Raw genomic sequence first — 16,711 nt, 5'->3', positions numbered from 1 at the left:
GCTTCAGTGTCGCGCGCGCGTGCTGATCGGTCTACGACGTTTGTCGGTTGCCCGGCGTCGCCGGTAGTGCAGGCCACTGCGCAGCCGGGACTGCCAGTCGAGCCGGTCGTGCACCGCTTGCCGTAGCGCCTGCTGCGCCTGCCAGGCGGCGTCGGCGTCCTCGGCCGCGACCGGGTGCGACGGATTGAAGATCGCGCGGTTCGCGGCGTTGCCGAGCAGGCGCACCTGCGCCGCGGACTCACCGCCGAAGCGTTCCTGCGCCGCGCGGGTGATCTCCCGGCTGTTCTCGTGCGTGAGGTCGGGCAGGCCGGCTTCTTCGAGCAGGTCGAGACTCTCCTGCCAGGCGCCGAGCAACCGTCGCCGCGGGTCGGCAGCGCCGCGGCGGCGACGTCGTCGTGCGCCCTTGCGCAGGGCCAGGAATGCGATCAGCGCCAGGACGAGCAGCGCGAGCACCACGATGACCACGATCACCACGGTGTGCGTCGGGACCGGCGTCCGGTACGGCACCGTGCTCGGCGGAGCCACGCGATGACCACTGTTGTCGGCGCCGTGCGTGATCAGCGCACTGCGTGACGGCGTGGGCGTGGCCGTCGGGCTGGGCGCGGCTGCCGCCGACGACTGCGCGCGTTGGGCGGCGTGCGTGGTGGGTGACGGATCGAGCACGACCCAGCCCTGACCCGCGACGGGCACCTCGACCCACGTCCACGCCTGCGCGGAGGTGACCCGGTAGGTGCCCGCGGGCAGCTCGGAGGCGTTGTGCGGGAGCGGGACGCGGAAGCCGGTGACGACCCGCGCAGGAATGTTGATCTGGCGCGCCACCAGGCACATGAGGGTCGCGAACTGCTCGGGTGTCGCCGAGCGGAACTGACGGATGGAGGCGAGCACGTCGGCGAAACCGGTGCCGCCGGCGGCCTGCGCGGCCGGTGCGCCGACCTGCGTCGTCGTTGGCGAGGGCGACGGCAAGGGCGACGGGGACGGCGTCGGTGCGGGGACGTTCGTGGCAAGCGCGGAGCGGGTGCGGAAGTCGCGTGCAACGGCCTGCAGGAACGCGATTCCCGGCACGCTGTGCGTGCCCGTCTCCGTTTCCAACGACGACACCAGGGTCGCGAGCGCCTGCGTCAGCGTGGGGTTCGGCGGGAGCGCCAGGTTGGCCGGCGCATAGTCGGTGACCGTCGCCGATGCCTTGAGTTCGTCGAACGGCAGCGCTGAGCTCGCCGACTCCACGCCGTAGGTCTGCCCGGCATGCAGTGGTTGATCGGGAACGATCATGCCGCTCGCCGGGTCGACGTCGACGCCGACACCGCTGACCCGGCGCGCGCGGTAGAGCGACGGCACCCAGGCGCTGCCGCTCATCGGTCCGGCGTCGATGCGGTACGACTGGTCGACGTCCGCGTCGCCCGGGTTCAGCTCGGTGTCGGTGTCCGCGGGCAGGACCCCGCCGGACGGGCGGAACGTGCGCTGGAAGGACCAGCCGTCGCCGTCGTAACGATCGACGCTCGCCAGCGCGACGTAGTTCGAGCTTGCGCGGTCGGTCGTCATCCGGAACAGCTCACGGCCGCGTGAGGTCGGCGAGGACGGACGCAGTCCGGCGACGAACGAGAGCGGTGTCAGCGACGACGCGTGGTTAATCGACGGCTGCCGCGCGGCGCCGGTCGGTGGACCCGAGAAGGCCGGCGCGCGCACGAGCGCTCCGGCGAACGCCGCGACCAGTACGGCGAGCACGACCCCGACGCCGACGCTGCGGATCGGCAGCAGGTTGTCCGCGGACCCTGCTGTCGCCGACGCTTCCTGCGCGATCCACGCGCCCACCGCGCGCAGCAGCAGGAGGACGAGCAGCAACGAGACGGCGATCAGCGTGTCCGAGCGCCTGCTGACCGTGCCGGCGGTGATGGCACGCGTGGTCGCGGCATAGGACAGGGCGAGCGCCACCAGCAAGCCGAAGTAGGGCAGCACCGTCCGCCAGCCGCGCGCGACGCACTCGCCGAGCACGCCGCCACTCGCCCAGCACAGCGCGATCGGCGCGACCAGCAGCGAGCGCGGGCTGACCAGCGGCAGCGCGAAGCTGAGCAGCTGCGCCGGACCGTGCACCAGGCCGTCGTACAGATCGCTGAAGCCGCCGGGGTCGCGCAGCACGACCGTCAGCTCGTAGAAGACGAACAACGCGACGTCGATCAGCATCGTCAGCCACAGCCTGCGCACACCGATGCCGTAGCTCACCACAGGAAGGAGCACGGACAACGCGGCGGCGCCGAACAGCGGGACGGCGATGACCGAGGACGGGAACGAGCGCAACCACGGCACGCTGGCCAGTCCGGTTGCCAGCATGGCCAGCGGCAGGATCGTCAGCGGCAGGACGCGGCGCACGAAGGTCATTCGCGTGCCTGCAGATTCCAGCCGTCGCGCGCGGCATCCGCGTCCGCGGCCGCGACGATGCGCACGCCCGGGAACTGGAGCTGCTCTGCCGCGGGGTCGATCGTGACGACCACCAGCCGGTCGAAGCGGCGGCGCAGCGCGGCAACCGCGGGCAGGTCGGCGTGGTCGAGCACGCCGGTGACGACCACGAGCTCGGTGCCGCCGTGCGCGTGCCGCAGCGCCAGCAGCTGCTCCCGCAGCGACCCGGCCGAAGTGGCCTCGACGCTGGTGAGGTAGTCGATCAACGGGGTGACGATGTGGGCCTGCGGGCCGCCGATGATCGCGCCGTCGGTGCAGCGCAGTTCGGCGGGAGCCTTGTCGCGGCCGGCCGAGACGACCACCGACGCCACGACGTCCACGGCCTGCTCGAACGACTCGGCGGTGTAGCGCGCGGGCCGCAGGTCGAACATGACCACGGTGTACGGCTGCGAGGTGTCCACGTTGTGCTTGATCAGCAGCTGGCCGGCGTGCGCGGACGAACGCCAGTGCACCAGGCGCAGGTCGTCACCGGGCACGTACTCGCGCAGCCGGTGGAAGGTGATCGTGCCCTGCGGGGACATGTCCGACGACGGCCCCTCGATGTAGCGCGACTGCCCGGTCGGCAGCCGGGCGAAGTCGAGCACCCGCGGATAGACCTGGATGCGCTGCGTGTCGCCCTGTTTGCGGATCAACCGGAACAACTCGAACGGGTCGCGCCGCACGATCTCCACGGGCTCGACGTCGTAGACGCCGCGGCGTGTCGTCGGCAGCCGGTAGGCGCGCGTGCCCCTTTCTCGCCCGCGCAGGCTGGGGATGACGGTGCGCACGCGCTGCGCGCTGAAGTGTTGCGTCGCGATGGTCGTCGGCACCGGCCGGCGGCCGCGGTTGACGAACGTCAGCAGCGCGATCGCCGGTTCGCCCTTCGGCACCCGCGGCGGCTGGATCTCACGCTCGATCGTCACCCGTGACGGCCGGGCCACCGAGGCGAAGCCGAGCACGACGGCGGCGAGCAGACCGATGCCGATGATGTCGAACGGCGGCCAGTCGAACACCAGGCCGAGGGTGAGCGAACCACCGCCGCCGAGCAGGGCGGCGAGTCCGAACGGCGTCATGACATGCCTGGTGTCAGGCCGGGACCGAGCGTGGCACCGGCACCGACTGCAGTGCGCGATTGATCATCTCGTCCGCGGTGCGGCCCTGCAGTTGAGCATCGGGCTGCAGGATCAGCCGGTGCGCCAGGGTCACCGGCGCCATGTCCTGGACGTCCTCGGGCGTGACGTAGGTGCGCCCCTCGGCCGCGGCCGCGGCACGTGACGCGCGCAGCAGTCCCAGGCTGCCGCGTGGGGAGACGCCGAGGCGCAGCTCGGACATCGTGCGGGTGTGCGCGGCGATAGCGACGATGTACTGCTCGAGCGCGGGCGCGACCTCGACGCTGCGCACCTCCTCGATCATCGCGGCGACGTCCGCGTCGCTCATCACCGGTTGCAGGTGCGAGATCGTCGGGCCCATCTTCTGCGCGCGCAGGATCTCGGCCTCGGACTCCGCACTCGGGTAACCGACCGACAGCTTCATCAGGAAGCGGTCGAGCTGCGCCTCCGGCAGGACGTAGGTGCCTTCCATGTCGATCGGGTTCTGCGTGGCGACGACCATGAACGGCTTGGCAAGCTCGTACACCTGGCCGTCCGTCGACAGCGTCGCCTCCTCCATCACCTCCAGCAGCGCGGACTGCGTCTTGGGCGAGGCGCGGTTGATCTCGTCGGCCAGCACGACGTTCGCGAAGATCGGGCCCTTCTTGAACTCGAACTCGCGGCTGGACTGGTTGTAGATCGAGACGCCCGTGACGTCCGAGGGCAGCAGGTCCGGGGTGAACTGGATACGGTGCCATGACAACGCGATCGACGAGGCCAGCGCGCGGGCCAGCGACGTCTTGCCGGTACCCGGCACGTCCTCGAGCAGCAGGTGCCCCTCGGCGAGCAGGCACAGGACGACGTTGCGCACGACGTCCGGCTTGCCCTGCACGACGTTGCCGATGCTGGCGCACAGGCGGTCGACGTCGTAGGCGACGCGGGTGCCGCGGGCGGCGTAGTCCTCGGCAGGGCTGGCCACGGGAGTCTCCTCAGCGGTGTTCGGGTCGACTTGCGGTGAATGGGATCACGGCGTCGCTCACGACGGTGGGACGCCGTCGACCGGCGCGGTCTTCGCACCATCGCGTTCGAAGGTGATCTCGACCTTGTACTGGGCGGGATTGCCGTCGGAGTCGGTCGGGGGGCAGGCGTTGAGGTCCACGGCGATCTGGATCGGATGCGGGCTGGCGTCTGCGGGGTTCGTCTGGGCGTCCGCGCAGTCCACGTTCGGGTCGACCTGCGTGTTCGACGTGACGGTCTCGGTGAAGTGCACTGGCTGCAGGTCGGCAAGGGGCTGGGATCCCGCATAGGTGACATCGATGGTCTGCGCGGTGTCCTCCCAGGCCGCGGTGAAGGACACGTTGGCAGGGTTCACGGGTTCGGGTGACGTCCCGGAGACCGGCAGGGTCAGCGTTTGCGTGGAGCCGAAGTAGTTGTACGACACCTGAACGCTGAAGTGTCCGCCTGCCGTGACGCAGCTCGGCTTGACGTGGATCACTGCCTTCGGTGCGTCCTGGGTGCTGTTGCAGTCGCCGGATGTGTCGTTGCGCGCCAGCAGGTTCCAGTCGTTCATGTCACCCTCCCGGTCGCTGCCGTTGTAGATGACGGTGATCTGCGGGTCCGGCTGATCAGCGGTCCACGCAGCGCTGAAGTCACTCGACGTGGTGGTGGCCTCCGGCGCCGGGATGGCGAACAGGCCTGTCGTCACCTGGGCCGAGTCCGCGGCGCCGAACAGCGCAGGGCTGGTGACAGTGCGGGTGTCCTGGGCGAGCTGCACGGTGACGGTGCAACCGTTGCTGGTGTAGAAGTCCGGCAGCGAGACGCCGGAGAAACTCAGCGTGCTGCCCGATGCGAAGTCGTTGCGGGTGAGAGGGAAACTTGCCGACGCGCAGTCGAGTCGGCTGGCGCCGCCGACGAGGTCGAACGTCTCGCCGCGGGTATTGCCGCTGAGGCCGACCGTCACCCGCACGGTGCCCGAGGTGGCGGAGTCGCGGGCGAACGACGCGTCGACGGTCGGGGTCGGCCAGTCAGCGATGGCCGGTGCCACTGCGACCGGCCCGATGGTTGCCGCGGCCTCAGGATGGCGCGGGGGGCTGACCTTGACCTGAACCTGGTAACTGCGTCCCGGTTGCACGCCGTTCAGCGTCACGGACGCCGAACTCGTCGGGCCGAGGCTCGACACGACCTGTCCGCCGGACACCAGCTGGTAGGTCATCGTGGCGCCCTCACCGCCGAGGTCGTGGGTCTGACCACGGGCGAAGTGGACGGTCGCCGTGGTCTCGGTCGAGCCGTTGGTGTCCGTGTGTGCCGGCGTGCTGGCCGACACGGTGATGTCGGACGTAACCGGTGGTGTCCAGCTGTAGACGCACGCGCTCTGGGCCGACGGCGTGCCGATCTCACCGGCAGCGCCGGTGCCCTCGATCTGGAAGCGCAGGCCGCGCCCGAGCAGGGCGTCGCTGCCCGGCACGGTGACGGCCGGCTGAGCAGCCGAGGTCGGGTCCGCCGGAGCCACGATCGGCGCGGGGGGAGCCGACAGCCCGCGCGCGTCGCAGAAGCTCGAGACGATGCGCCACGACGCGGCCGGCACGCAACCGCTCGCCACCGGACCGCACGCGTTGAAGCCGATGTGCCAGTTGCCGCCCGCGTCGGCGGAGACCTGCAGGCCGGTGGGCGCGGCCGGGCCCTCCTTGCCGGTGGTGACCTGCACGGGCGCGGACGTCGTTCCCTGGCCGTGCAGGTACGCAGTGACGGTCAGTTGGTAGCGCGACTGCGGGTACAGCCCGGTGACGTTCGTGCTCTGCTGGCCCTGCACGGTGGTCGAGCCGCCCGGGTCGGGCGCGTCGCCGCTGAGCAGCTTGACCGAGATGACGTAGGTCGACGGCGCGCAGTCCTGACTGTCGAGCAGCGGGTAGTTCCAGGCGAGCGCCACGCTGCGCGAGCCCGGCCCGGCCTGGGTGATCACCGGGATGTGCGGCTTCTGGTCGACGGCGCGGCAGTCGACGCGGTTGTTGATGGCCTGCCCGGCGTTGCGCTGCGTCGGCCCCGCCTTCGGCCGGCCCTTGGTGGTCGCGGAGGTCCGCGCCAGGGCTTGTGCACCGCCCGCAGCGCTGACGTCGACGGCTGCGCTCTTGCGCACCGTCAACGGTCGGCGGCTGCCGTCGGTGAACAGCGCGACGGCGTCGGCGTGGCTGGGGGAGTCGACGAAGACGCGCGGGCCGTGCGCCGTGACGTAGGCGTCGGAGAAGTCCGCGGACTCGACGATGCGTCCGTCACCGCGCGCGAGCGGGTACCGCTGGGCGCCGGCCACTGCCGCGGCGTCGCCGGCCTGTCCGATCCGGTAGAGCCGACCGCTCGCGCGGTCGACGGTGTAGGCCGCGCCGGCGCTGACGGCCGGCGTAGCGAGATCGGCGTCGTGCGGCACACCGGCGAGCGGGGTGGGCCCGCGAAGCCCGGTGCCGTCGCGATTCAGCGAGACGACGCTCCATCCGGCGGCGCCGTGCAGCAGGAACACCAGTCGCGCGCTGGCCGACGTCGCTGCCAACACGGTGTCGAGCCCGGCCTGGTGCGGGTACCGGACCTCGCGGCCGTCGCGTGGTGCCTGCGCGCCGAAGTAGCGAATGCCGTTGGCCGAGGCGACGCCGACGGCGGCGTCAGCTGTCAACGCTGCGGCGCCGGTCGACTTCTTGCCCGCTGTGGAGCCCGTGGGCGCACCGGAGGCGCCGGCGGCGCCGACCGCGGCCGGGCCGCTGACGTCGCCGCGGCGCGAGTCGGACAGCGCTGCACCGCGGGCGGCGGTGGCGGACACGTCGAACTCGTGCACGCTGCGCCGATCGCCCGTGCCGAGCAGCGTCCAGAACGTGCCGTCGGCGGCGACGGCGCCGCCGGGTGCGGTCGTGCCCGGCGCAGTCACTCGCGTGCTGGCGCGTGGCGCCACGCCCCGGGTCAGGTTGGTCGCGGCCTGCACGGTCAGCTGGTCGACGAGATAGACATCGGTGCCGTCCGGTCCGGTCCGTTCGACGAACGCGCCGGCGCCCGCGGCGACGCCGGTGGATCGCGTGGCGTCGCGGCGCGCAGGCAGCGGCACGCCGCCGTTGTCGTGCTTGATGACGAAGCCGGTGCTGTCGACCATGTTGAACTGCCCGGTGGCCGAGTCGACCAGCAGCGTGCCGCCCTTGACCGGGACGACGGCGACGTCACTGGATGCCGCGGCGCCCACCTGCTTCTCCGCGCCCACCAGGCGCAAGGTGGGCTTGCCGCTGGCGAGATCGACGCCGACCGGCGCGACCGCGTCGCCGAGGAACATCGAGCCGCGCAGCAGCGTGAACGAACGCGCCCGATCGGGCTGGACGAGGTAGGCGGCGGTGCTGATCGCTGCCGCGACGACGACGAGCAGGGTCAGCAGCGCCGCCGACTGCCGGCGTGCCGGCCGCGTCGTCGACGCCGCGGGCACGTCGGGTCGGAAGGCATGCTGAGCCTGCCGACCACGCACCGTCACATACCGCCCCACCGCCGGTCTGTCGAAACCCTGTGCTGCGGAGGCAACGCAGCGGGCGTGCCGACCGGCTGTAGGCACGCCGTTAAGAGACTATCGGTTAAAAGGGGAAAATTCACCTGAGTCACACACGCGTTGTCCGGGTCGAGCTCCGCCTGTCGGAGTCGGATGAGCGAGCGTCTATTCTTCGGGTGTCGCCGATTCCCGGTGGCCCGCACGACGGGTAGTGCCCCAACTTCCGGAGCACCGATGCCCGAGATCGTTCGAAGGGGTCTGCGTGACAACTACCGCCGAGCCACCACCCAGCGCACCGGGGGCCGAGCGCCCCAGCGCAATCGTCGCGCGGCCGTTCCCCGAGCGCAGCGCGTCCAAGGGCTCGATGTTCAGCCAGGTGCTGCGCACCACCGACCCCAAGATCATCGGTCGGATGTACCTCATCACGTCGTTGATCTTCTTCGCCCTCGGCGGCGTCATGGCGCTGCTCATGCGCATCGAGCTCGCGCGTCCCGGCCGGCAGTTGCTCTCGCAGGAGCAGTACAACCAGCTGTTCACCATGCACGGCACGATCATGTTGCTGTTCTTCGCGACGCCGATCGTGTTCGCATTCGCCAACTTGGTGCTGCCGCTGCAGATCGGTTCGCCGGACGTCGCGTTCCCGCGGCTCAACGCGTTCTCCTACTGGCTGTACCTGTTCGGCGCCATTACCGCGACGTCCGGCTTCTTCACCCCCAACGGTGCTGCCGACTTCGGCTGGTACGCCTACTCGCCGCTGACCAGCTCCACCAACTCGCCCGGCGCCGGCGCCGATCTGTGGATCCTCGGCCTGGCGATCTCCGGCCTCGGCACGATCCTCGGTGGCGTCAACATGGTCACCACGGTGATCACGTTGCGGGCGCCCGGCATGACGATGTTCCGGATGCCGATCTTCACCTGGAACATCCTGGTCACCAGCCTGCTGGTGCTGCTGGCGTTCCCCATCCTGACCGCCGCGCTGCTCGTGCTCTGGGCGGACAGACATATGGACGCGCAAGTGTTCACCGCCGGCAACGGCGGCGCGATCCTCTGGCAGCACCTGTTCTGGTTCTTCGGCCATCCCGAGGTCTACATCGTCGCGCTGCCGTTCTTCGGCATCGTCACCGAGGTCATTCCGGTGTTCAGCCGCAAGCCGCTGTTCGGCTACAAGGGCATGGTGCTCGCGACGCTGTCCATCGCCGCGTTGTCGCTGACGGTGTGGGCGCACCACATGTTCACCACGGGCGCGGTCCTGCTGCCGTTCTTCAGCGTCATGACGTTCCTGATCGCCGTCCCGACCGGCATCAAGTTCTTCAACTGGATCGGCTCGATGTGGGGCGGTGCGGTCAGCTTCGACACGCCGATGATCTTCGCGATCGGCTTCCTGGTGACCTTCCTGTTCGGCGGCCTGACCGGCGTCCTGCTGGCCAGCCCGCCCATCGACTTCCACGTCGCCGACTCCTACTTCGTCATCGCGCACTTCCACTACGTGCTCTTCGGCACCATCGTGTTCGCGGTGTACTCGGGCGTGTACTTCTGGTTCCCGAAGTTCACCGGCCGGTACATGAACGAGCGGGTCGGCAAGTTCCACTTCTGGCTGACCTTCATCGGGTTCCACCTGACGTTCCTGGTGCAGCACTGGCTCGGCGCCGAGGGCATGCCCCGGCGTTACCCGGACTACCTGCCGACCGACGGCTTCACGACGCTCAACACGGTGTCGACGATCGGCTCGTTCGTGCTCGGCGCGTCGCTGATCCCGTTCGTGTGGAACATGTACCACTCGTACCGCTTCGGCGAGATCGTGGTCGCCGACGACCCGTGGGGTTACGGCAACTCGCTGGAGTGGGCGACGTCGAGCCCGCCGCCGCGGCACAACTTCACCTCGATCCCGCGAATCCGTTCCGAGCGCCCGGCGTTCGAGGCGCACTACCCGCACCTGCTCGAGCGTCTGGAGCGGGAGGCGCACTACGGACGCAACCCGCATGCGTCAGGTGCGTCGGATGCGATGAGCTCCGCCGGCGCCCGACAGGGAAGCAGCGACCCGGACCCGTCGTGAGGGCATGGCCGTGATGCGCGGTTGTGTGTCGTCCGTTCGACGGAACTGATGCAGCCGACCTCCGTGCTCGCCACGATCACCGGACGGGACCGGCCGGGCGTTACGGCGTCGCTGTTCAGTGCCCTCGCGGCCTTCGACGTCGAGATCCGTGACCTCGAGCAGGTCGTGATCCGCGAACGGCTCGTCCTTGCCGTGCTGCTGGACCTGCGCGGAGAACCTGGTGCGCTGCGGGCCTCTCTGGACCAGGCGGCTTCGGCGCTCGGCATGGAGTGCGAAATCGTTCTGGGCGACCGGCATGCCGCAGCGGACGAGATCGGCGAGCGGCCCGGTCGGGCAAGCAAGAATCACGTGATGGTCATCGGGCGTCCATTGCGGCCCGGCGCGCTGAGCCATATCGCACAGCACATCGCCGACGTCGGGGCCAACATCGACTCGGTGTCCCAGCTGTCGACCGAGCCGGCCGCGAGTCTCGAGCTCATCGTGCGGGCGCCCGACGCCAGGCAACTGCGCGCCGCGCTCGTGCGCGCCGCGGACGAGACCGGTGTCGACATCGCGGTCGAGCCCGCAGGCCTGCGCCGGCGCGCCAAGCGGCTCGTCGTACTCGACGTCGATTCGACGCTGATCCGCGACGAAGCCATCGACGTGCTGGCCGCCCGCGCCGGTGTCGCCGAGGAGGTCGCCGACCTGACCCGGCGGGCGATGCTCGGCGAGTTGGACTTCGGCCAGTCGTTACGTGCGCGGGTGGGCCTGCTGGCCGGACTGTCCGTCGACGACCTGGTGGCCGTGCGCGACGCATTGGAGCTGACGCCGGGTGCGCGCACGTTCGTGCACACGTTACGTCGCATGGGCTACCACGTCGGCGTCGTCAGCGGCGGGTTCACGTTCGTCACCGACCGCTTCCGCGAGGAGCTCGACCTCGAGTTCACCGCGGCCAACGAGCTGGAGATCGTCGACGGCGTCGTCACCGGCCGGCTGGTCGGCCCGCTGCTCGACCGTGCCGGAAAGGCCACTGCCCTTCGCGGCTTCGCCGAGCAGTTCGGCGTACCGCTGGCGCAGACGGTGGCGGTCGGCGACGGCGCCAACGACATCGACATGCTCGAGGCGGCCGGTCTCGGGGTCGCGTTCAACGCGAAACCGGCGCTGCGCAAGGCCGCGGACGCGGCGGTCAACCTGCCTTACCTGGACACCGTGCTGTTCGTGCTGGGCATCTCCGGCGACGAGGTTCAGGAAGCCGCGTCGTCCGGCTGAGCCGGCGCTGCACGTGCCAGCGGACGCCGCGCGGCGGCCGCGCCGGCGAATGCCGCGACGAGGAAGCCGGCCACGGCGCAGAAGAACGCCGCCCCGACGTGGTCGATGTAGTCGCTGTACGCCGGTACCTGCACGCCGCCCTTGCCGCCGATCAGGTCGATCGCGACGAAGGTGAGCGCCACGCCTGCCACGCCGACCACCAGCGCGATCAACCCGAACGGGCGGCCGTCACGGCCGGATGCGCCCAGCACGTTGCCCAGCGCAGCACTCGCCACGACGACGGCCAGCAGCACCCACGCCCCCCACGTGAAGTACTGATGCGCGACGAAACGTGGATAGGCCTGCCCGGAGGCCTCGGCGAGACGCAGCAGCGAACGCAGCCCACGGAAGGTCGAATCGCTCTTGCCCTCGGTCGTCAGGCCGCCGGAGGACAACCAGTCGAGACTGGTGACGGCGAGCAGCAGCAGTACAGCGGCAACGCCGGTGAGCAGCAGACCGATCAGGTTGACGCCGGACGGCCCGGGCCGCGGGGTCGGCGCGGTGTGGTCCTCGGCCGGTGCGTCGACCGGGTCCTCGGCCTGGGTCACTGTCAGACGCGGCGCGGACCGATGGCCGCGCCGATGCCGGTGACGAGAAAACCGAGCACGGCGAGGTAGAAGCCGATCCGCGCGTCCTTGAGGTAATGCGTGTAGGAGTTGCCGTCGAACAGCTGTATCGCCAGGAAGCTGAGCCCGGCCGCTGCGAGCCCGACCACCGTGCCGATGATGCGGAACACGCGCAGCGCAGGTGTCGGGACGCTGGACAGCACGCCCGCGACCACGGCGACGATCAGGAACAGCCAGGCCAGCCAGCCGAAGTACGCGCTGGCGAAACCGTTCGCCTGGTCGCTGTTACTGAGCTGGTCACCGACATCGCCGAAGGACCGGGACGGGTTGGCGAACCACTGCAGGCCGGTCAACGCGACGATCACGATGATGCCGCCCAGCAACGCCATGACCGTACCGGCGATGCCGAAGCTCTCCGACGGGCCCGGTCGCCCGTAGCCGCCTGGGTAGCCGGGCTGGCCGTATCCCTGCGGGTGACCCGGTTCGTAAGCGGGCTGCTGTCCGTAAGCGGGCTGCTGTCCGTAAGCGGGCTGTTGTCCGTATCCGGGCTGTCGGCCGTAGGGATCGCCGGGCGGCGAGTTCCACTGCGTCATGGCGCGACGATAGCTTTTCCGGTCCCGATCCGACATTTCATGCCGTGGCGTGCGGCGCTTCGTCGCGCTCGAGTCGGGTCGGGATCGCCGGCTCGCCGCGGGACAGTTTCAGCCCGTCCCAGGGCAGCGTGACGGTGACCTCGCGCAGGTGGTCTCGCGACTGCGCGAGCGTCGGCAGCCCGTCCACGGGCTCACCGCGGCGCACCAGCGGGCGCTGCAGCAGCCGCTGACCGGTCTCGGGGACGACGTCCGGGCGCACCGACACGATCTCCTCGATGGCCGTGCCGCTCGGCTTGTGCGCGCGCAGTGCCGTCTTGCGGGCGCCGACGCTCTCCTTGTGCTCCGAGCGCTTGGCCACCGGCCGGCCGTCGACCTCGACCAGCTTGTAGACCATGCCGGCGGTGGGCGCACCCGAGCCGACGACGACGGCGGTGCCCGCGCCGTAGGAGTCGACGGGTGCCGCGCCCAGCGCGGCGATCGCGAATTCGTCCAGGTCGCCGCTGACCACGATCCGGGTCGAGGTGGCGCCGCGGGCGTCGAGCTGTTCGCGGGCGTGCCGCGCGAGCGGGCCGAGATCGCCGGAGTCGATGCGGATCGCGCCCAGCTGCGGGCCCGCGACGTCGACGGCGTTCTCGATGCCGCGTGCGATGTCGTAGGTGTCCACCAGCAGGGTGGTGCCCGGCCCGAGCGTCGCGACCTGTGCGGCGAACGCGGCGCGCTCGTCGTCGTGCAGCAGGGTGAACGAGTGTGCGGCCGTGCCGGCGGTCGGCACCCCGTAGTGCCGCGCGGCCTCAAGGTTCGACGTGAACGCAAAGCCGGCGAGGTAGGCAGCGCGCGCCGAGGCGACCGCGGCCTGCTCGTGGGTGCGGCGTGAGCCCATCTCGATCAGCGGCCGGCCACCGGCCGCGGTGACCATGCGCGCCGCGGCGGACGCGATCGCACTGTCGTGATTGAAGATCGACAACGCGAGGGTCTCGAGCACCACCGCCTCGGCGAAGGTGCCGCGCACGGTCAGGACGGGCGACATCGGGAAGTACAGCTCACCCTCGGCGTATCCGTCGAGGTCGCCGCGGAAGCGGTAGCCCGCGAGGTAGTCCGCGGTGTTGTCGTCGATCGCGCCCGCGGCACGCAGCGCGTCCACCGCGTCCGCGTCGAACGCGAAGTCGGCGATCGCCTCGATCAGCCGCCCGGTGCCGCCGACCACGCCGTAGCGCCGGCCGTCCGGCAGCCGGCGCGCGAACAGCTCGAACACGCAGTCGCGGTGCGCGGTTCCGTCGTGCAGCGCGGAGCCGAGCATCGTCAGCTCGTAGCGGTCGGTCAGCAGTGCTGTCGTGCCGGTCATGACGTCGCGCTCACCGGTCGAACCTAGCGCGGTAGGGGGCAGTCGTCCGCGCCAGCCGACTCCGTCGCTCGAGCCGATCGGCTGCGTCGCCCGTGCCACCATGGAGCCATGCCCGACACACTCGCTCCGCAGCGCGAGGAGGCAGCGGACGCGCAGGTGTCGGCCGATCCGGACCTGCCGTGGATCACCGTGGTGTGGAACGACCCGGTCAACCTGATGTCCTACGTCACGCACGTGTTCATGACGGTGTTCGGCTACTCGAAGGGCAAGGCCGAGAAGTTGATGCTCGACGTGCACCATCGGGGGAGGGCCGTGGTGTCGTCGGGCACCCGGGAACGGATGGAACTCGACGTCGCCACGATGCACGAGTACGGGCTCTGGGCGACGCTCGAGCAGCAGAAGTGAAGCTGTCCGGGCGTCCCGGCAAGGTCAAATTGCACTTCGAGCCGGCCGAGGTCGAGCTCCTGGGCGTGCTGCTCACCGAACTCGACGAGGTCGTCGCCGACGAGGACGCCGACACCGAGGTCGGCCGGCGGCTGTACCCCGCTGCGCTGCCCGACGACCCGGACGCGTCGCGGCAGTTCCGCGAGCTGACCGAGGAGGCGCTGCGCAGCGGTCGACGCGAGCGAATCTCCGCATGCCGTGCGCAGTTGCAGGATCCGCCGGTGCCGCTGGACGACGAGGACGTGGCCCGGAGCTGGCTGCAGGTGCTCAACGACCTGCGGCTCGTCCTCGGCACCCGTCTCGGCGTCACCGAGGACGGCGTGCCGCCGCCGGTCAGCGGGCCGGAGGAGACCGACGACGACGCCGTCGCCCCCTACGCGATCTATGACTACCTGACCGGTGTCCAGGATCTCGTCGTGCGCGCCCTGATGCGCTGAGCCCCGTCGGTAGGCTCGATCGTCGTGTTGCGCATCGACCGGGCCATCCACGACCAGATCTGGGCGCACGCGCGTCGCGACCACCCCGACGAAGCGTGCGGGGTGGTGGCCGGTGCCGAGGACAGCGACACGCCCACGCGTTTCGTCCCGATGCTCAACGCGGCACGCTCGCCCACGTTCTACGAGTTCGACTCCGCCGACCTGCTGCAGCTGTACAAGGCGATGTCGGCGAACGACGAAGAGCCCGTGGTGATCTATCACTCACACACGGCTACCGAGGCGTACCCGTCGCGTACCGACATCAGCCTCGCCCAGGAACCGAACGCGCACTACGTGCTGGTGTCCACCCGCACCGACGAGGACACCGAATTCCGGTCCTACCGGATCGTCGACGGCGTCGTGACCGAGGAGCCCGTCGAGCTCGTGTGAAGCCGCACATGACGCCGCCCAGGCCGATGAGGGACGATAAACGGACATCCGTGCGTTGCACTCGGTAACGCAAGAACCTACCTATCCAGGAGCACGCATCAGCATGGCGATCGAGGTCAAGATCCCGACCATCCTGCGCACCTACACCGGCGGCGCGAAGTCCGTCGAGGCCAGCGGTGACACGCTCGGCGCCGTCATCGACAACCTCGACGGCAGCCACGAGGGGCTCAAGGGCCGGCTCATCACCGATGAGGGCGCGCTGCACCGCTTCGTCAACGTCTACGTCAACGACGAGGACGTGCGGTTCACCGGCTCGCTGGACACGCAGCTCAAGGACGGCGACCAGGTGACGATCCTGCCTGCGGTCGCCGGCGGCAGTCGCTGAGGGCGACACCGCACTTCGCTGATGGCTCGCTACGACTCGCTGCTCGACGCGCTGGGTGACACCCCGCTCGTCGGCCTGCCGCATCTGTCCCCGAGCTGGGACGGTGAGCACCCCGTCCGGCTGTGGGCGAAGCTCGAGGACCGTAATCCGACCGGTTCGATCAAGGATCGCGCAGCGCTGGCCATGATCCGTGCGGCCGAGCGCGAGGGCCGGCTCAAGCCGGGCATGACGATCCTCGAGCCGACGTCGGGCAACACCGGCATCTCACTGGCGATGGTCGCCAAGCTGCACGGCTACGGCATCGTCTGCGTCATGCCGGAGAACACCTCGATCGAGCGGCGGCAGCTGCTCGAGATGTTCGGGGCGCGCATCATCTCCTCACCCGCGGCGGGCGGGTCGAACCAGGCCGTCGTCACCGCCAAGGAGTTGGCGCAGCAGTATCCGGACTGGGTGATGCTCTACCAGTACGGCAACGCCGCCAACGCGCAGGCGCACTACGAAGGCACCGGACCGGAGCTGTTGCGCGATCTGCCGACCATCACGCACTTCGTCGCAGGCCTGGGCACCACCGGCACGCTCATGGGCACCGGGCGCTACCTGCGCGAGAAGGTGCCGGACGTGCAGATCGTCGCTGCCGAGCCGCGCTACGGCGAACTCGTCTACGGGCTGCGCAACATCGACGAGGGCTTCGTGCCGGAGCTCTACGACGACTCGGTGCTGACCCGGCGGTTCTCGGTGACGTCCTACGACGCGCTGCGCCGCACCCGCGACCTGATCGACAACGAGGGGATCTTCGCCGGGATCTCCACCGGCGCGATCCTGCACGCCGCGCTGTCCATCGCCGAACGCATCGAGGACGGCGAGCGTGCCGACATCGCGTTCGTCGTGTGCGACGGCGGCTGGAAGTACCTGTCGACCGGCGCCTACACCGGCACGCTGCAGCAGGCAGCTGAACAGCTCGAGGGCCAGCTCTGGGCCTGAGCGCCCCGGCGGGGATCCCCCAAACCGCCCGGCCCCGGGCCCGCCGCCTTGTCGTCGCCACGAACGCCTCGCTCCGGAGAGCGCGGGCGAAGCCCGGCCGCAGGGCGGTGAACAGGGCCGGCCGGGTGGTGACGCGCACGGCGGGCAGGCCGGTCAGGCACACTCGCGGCAG

General features: G+C 70.3%; 14 protein-coding genes. 7 read left to right on the top strand and 7 right to left on the bottom strand.

Going from position 1 to position 16,711, the window contains the following annotated elements:
- Positions 1 to 3 precede the first annotated feature (3 nt).
- From ACFFCN_RS04415 to ACFFCN_RS04400, 4 genes are read right to left on the bottom strand one after another with little or no spacing between them, the layout of a single operon-like run.
- Positions 4 to 2,373 carry a transglutaminase domain-containing protein gene (locus tag ACFFCN_RS04415; protein ID WP_375489917.1) on the bottom strand — a complete coding sequence of 790 codons (2,370 nt, stop codon included), beginning with the start codon at positions 2,371 to 2,373 and terminating at the stop codon, positions 4 to 6.
- The gene (locus ACFFCN_RS04410; RefSeq protein WP_375489916.1) at positions 2,370 to 3,503 is read right to left on the bottom strand and encodes a DUF58 domain-containing protein; all 1,134 of its coding nucleotides are present in this window, start codon (positions 3,501 to 3,503) and stop codon (positions 2,370 to 2,372) included. The genes ACFFCN_RS04415 and ACFFCN_RS04410 overlap by 4 nt, the downstream gene beginning before the upstream one ends.
- Positions 3,504 to 3,516: 13 nt before the next feature.
- Positions 3,517 to 4,497, bottom strand: a complete 981-nt coding sequence (locus ACFFCN_RS04405; RefSeq protein WP_375489915.1) for an AAA family ATPase — start codon at positions 4,495 to 4,497, stop codon at positions 3,517 to 3,519.
- 57 nt (positions 4,498 to 4,554) lie between these two features.
- Positions 4,555 to 7,965 carry a fibronectin type III domain-containing protein gene (locus ACFFCN_RS04400; RefSeq protein ID WP_375489914.1) on the bottom strand — a complete coding sequence of 1,137 codons (3,411 nt, stop codon included), beginning with the start codon at positions 7,963 to 7,965 and terminating at the stop codon, positions 4,555 to 4,557.
- A 421-nt stretch (positions 7,966 to 8,386) separates the two neighbouring features.
- Between ACFFCN_RS04400 and ctaD the strand changes: the two genes are divergently transcribed.
- On the top strand, positions 8,387 to 10,075 hold the full coding sequence (gene ctaD, locus ACFFCN_RS04395; RefSeq protein WP_375489976.1) for a cytochrome c oxidase subunit I: 1,689 nt from the start codon (positions 8,387 to 8,389) through the stop codon (positions 10,073 to 10,075).
- A 48-nt stretch (positions 10,076 to 10,123) separates the two neighbouring features.
- Positions 10,124 to 11,323 (top strand): phosphoserine phosphatase SerB, encoded by a 1,200-nt coding sequence (gene serB / locus ACFFCN_RS04390; protein WP_375489913.1) that lies wholly within the window; start codon positions 10,124 to 10,126, stop codon positions 11,321 to 11,323.
- Here serB and ACFFCN_RS04385 read toward each other — a convergent pair.
- From ACFFCN_RS04385 to ACFFCN_RS04375, 3 genes are read right to left on the bottom strand one after another with little or no spacing between them, the layout of a single operon-like run.
- Positions 11,299 to 11,910: a hypothetical protein gene (locus ACFFCN_RS04385; RefSeq protein ID WP_375489912.1), complete on the bottom strand. Its 612-nt coding sequence runs from the start codon at positions 11,908 to 11,910 to the stop codon at positions 11,299 to 11,301. The genes serB and ACFFCN_RS04385 overlap by 25 nt on opposite strands.
- A gap of 2 nt (positions 11,911 to 11,912) precedes the next feature.
- Positions 11,913 to 12,521 (bottom strand): hypothetical protein, encoded by a 609-nt coding sequence (locus ACFFCN_RS04380; protein WP_375489911.1) that lies wholly within the window; start codon positions 12,519 to 12,521, stop codon positions 11,913 to 11,915.
- Between the two features lie 37 nt (positions 12,522 to 12,558).
- Complete coding sequence (locus ACFFCN_RS04375) at positions 12,559 to 13,863, bottom strand: nicotinate phosphoribosyltransferase (protein WP_375489910.1); 1,305 nt, start codon at positions 13,861 to 13,863, stop codon at positions 12,559 to 12,561.
- Positions 13,864 to 13,971: 108 nt separating this feature from the next.
- Between ACFFCN_RS04375 and clpS the strand changes: the two genes are divergently transcribed.
- From clpS to ACFFCN_RS04350, 5 genes are all read left to right on the top strand, one after another.
- The gene (gene clpS, locus ACFFCN_RS04370) at positions 13,972 to 14,268 is read left to right on the top strand and encodes an ATP-dependent Clp protease adapter ClpS (RefSeq protein WP_375489909.1); all 297 of its coding nucleotides are present in this window, start codon (positions 13,972 to 13,974) and stop codon (positions 14,266 to 14,268) included.
- Positions 14,265 to 14,744 (top strand): DUF2017 family protein, encoded by a 480-nt coding sequence (locus tag ACFFCN_RS04365; protein ID WP_375489908.1) that lies wholly within the window; start codon positions 14,265 to 14,267, stop codon positions 14,742 to 14,744. The genes clpS and ACFFCN_RS04365 overlap by 4 nt, the downstream gene beginning before the upstream one ends.
- Positions 14,745 to 14,768: 24 nt before the next feature.
- Positions 14,769 to 15,173, top strand: coding sequence for a Mov34/MPN/PAD-1 family protein (locus ACFFCN_RS04360; protein WP_375489907.1), 405 nt, complete (start codon positions 14,769 to 14,771; stop codon positions 15,171 to 15,173).
- A 103-nt stretch (positions 15,174 to 15,276) separates the two neighbouring features.
- Entirely contained in the window at positions 15,277 to 15,558 is a 282-nt protein-coding gene (locus ACFFCN_RS04355; RefSeq protein ID WP_375489906.1) for a MoaD/ThiS family protein, read from the top strand.
- 21 nt (positions 15,559 to 15,579) lie between these two features.
- Complete coding sequence (locus ACFFCN_RS04350) at positions 15,580 to 16,539, top strand: PLP-dependent cysteine synthase family protein (RefSeq protein ID WP_375489905.1); 960 nt, start codon at positions 15,580 to 15,582, stop codon at positions 16,537 to 16,539.
- Positions 16,540 to 16,711: the final 172 nt, after the last annotated feature.

This window comes from uncultured Jatrophihabitans sp. (assembly GCF_964246335.1).
Classification (GTDB): domain Bacteria; phylum Actinomycetota; class Actinomycetes; order Mycobacteriales; family Jatrophihabitantaceae; genus Jatrophihabitans.
Note: the sequence above shows the minus strand (reverse complement) of the source record. Positions and strands in the feature narration are given on the sequence as shown.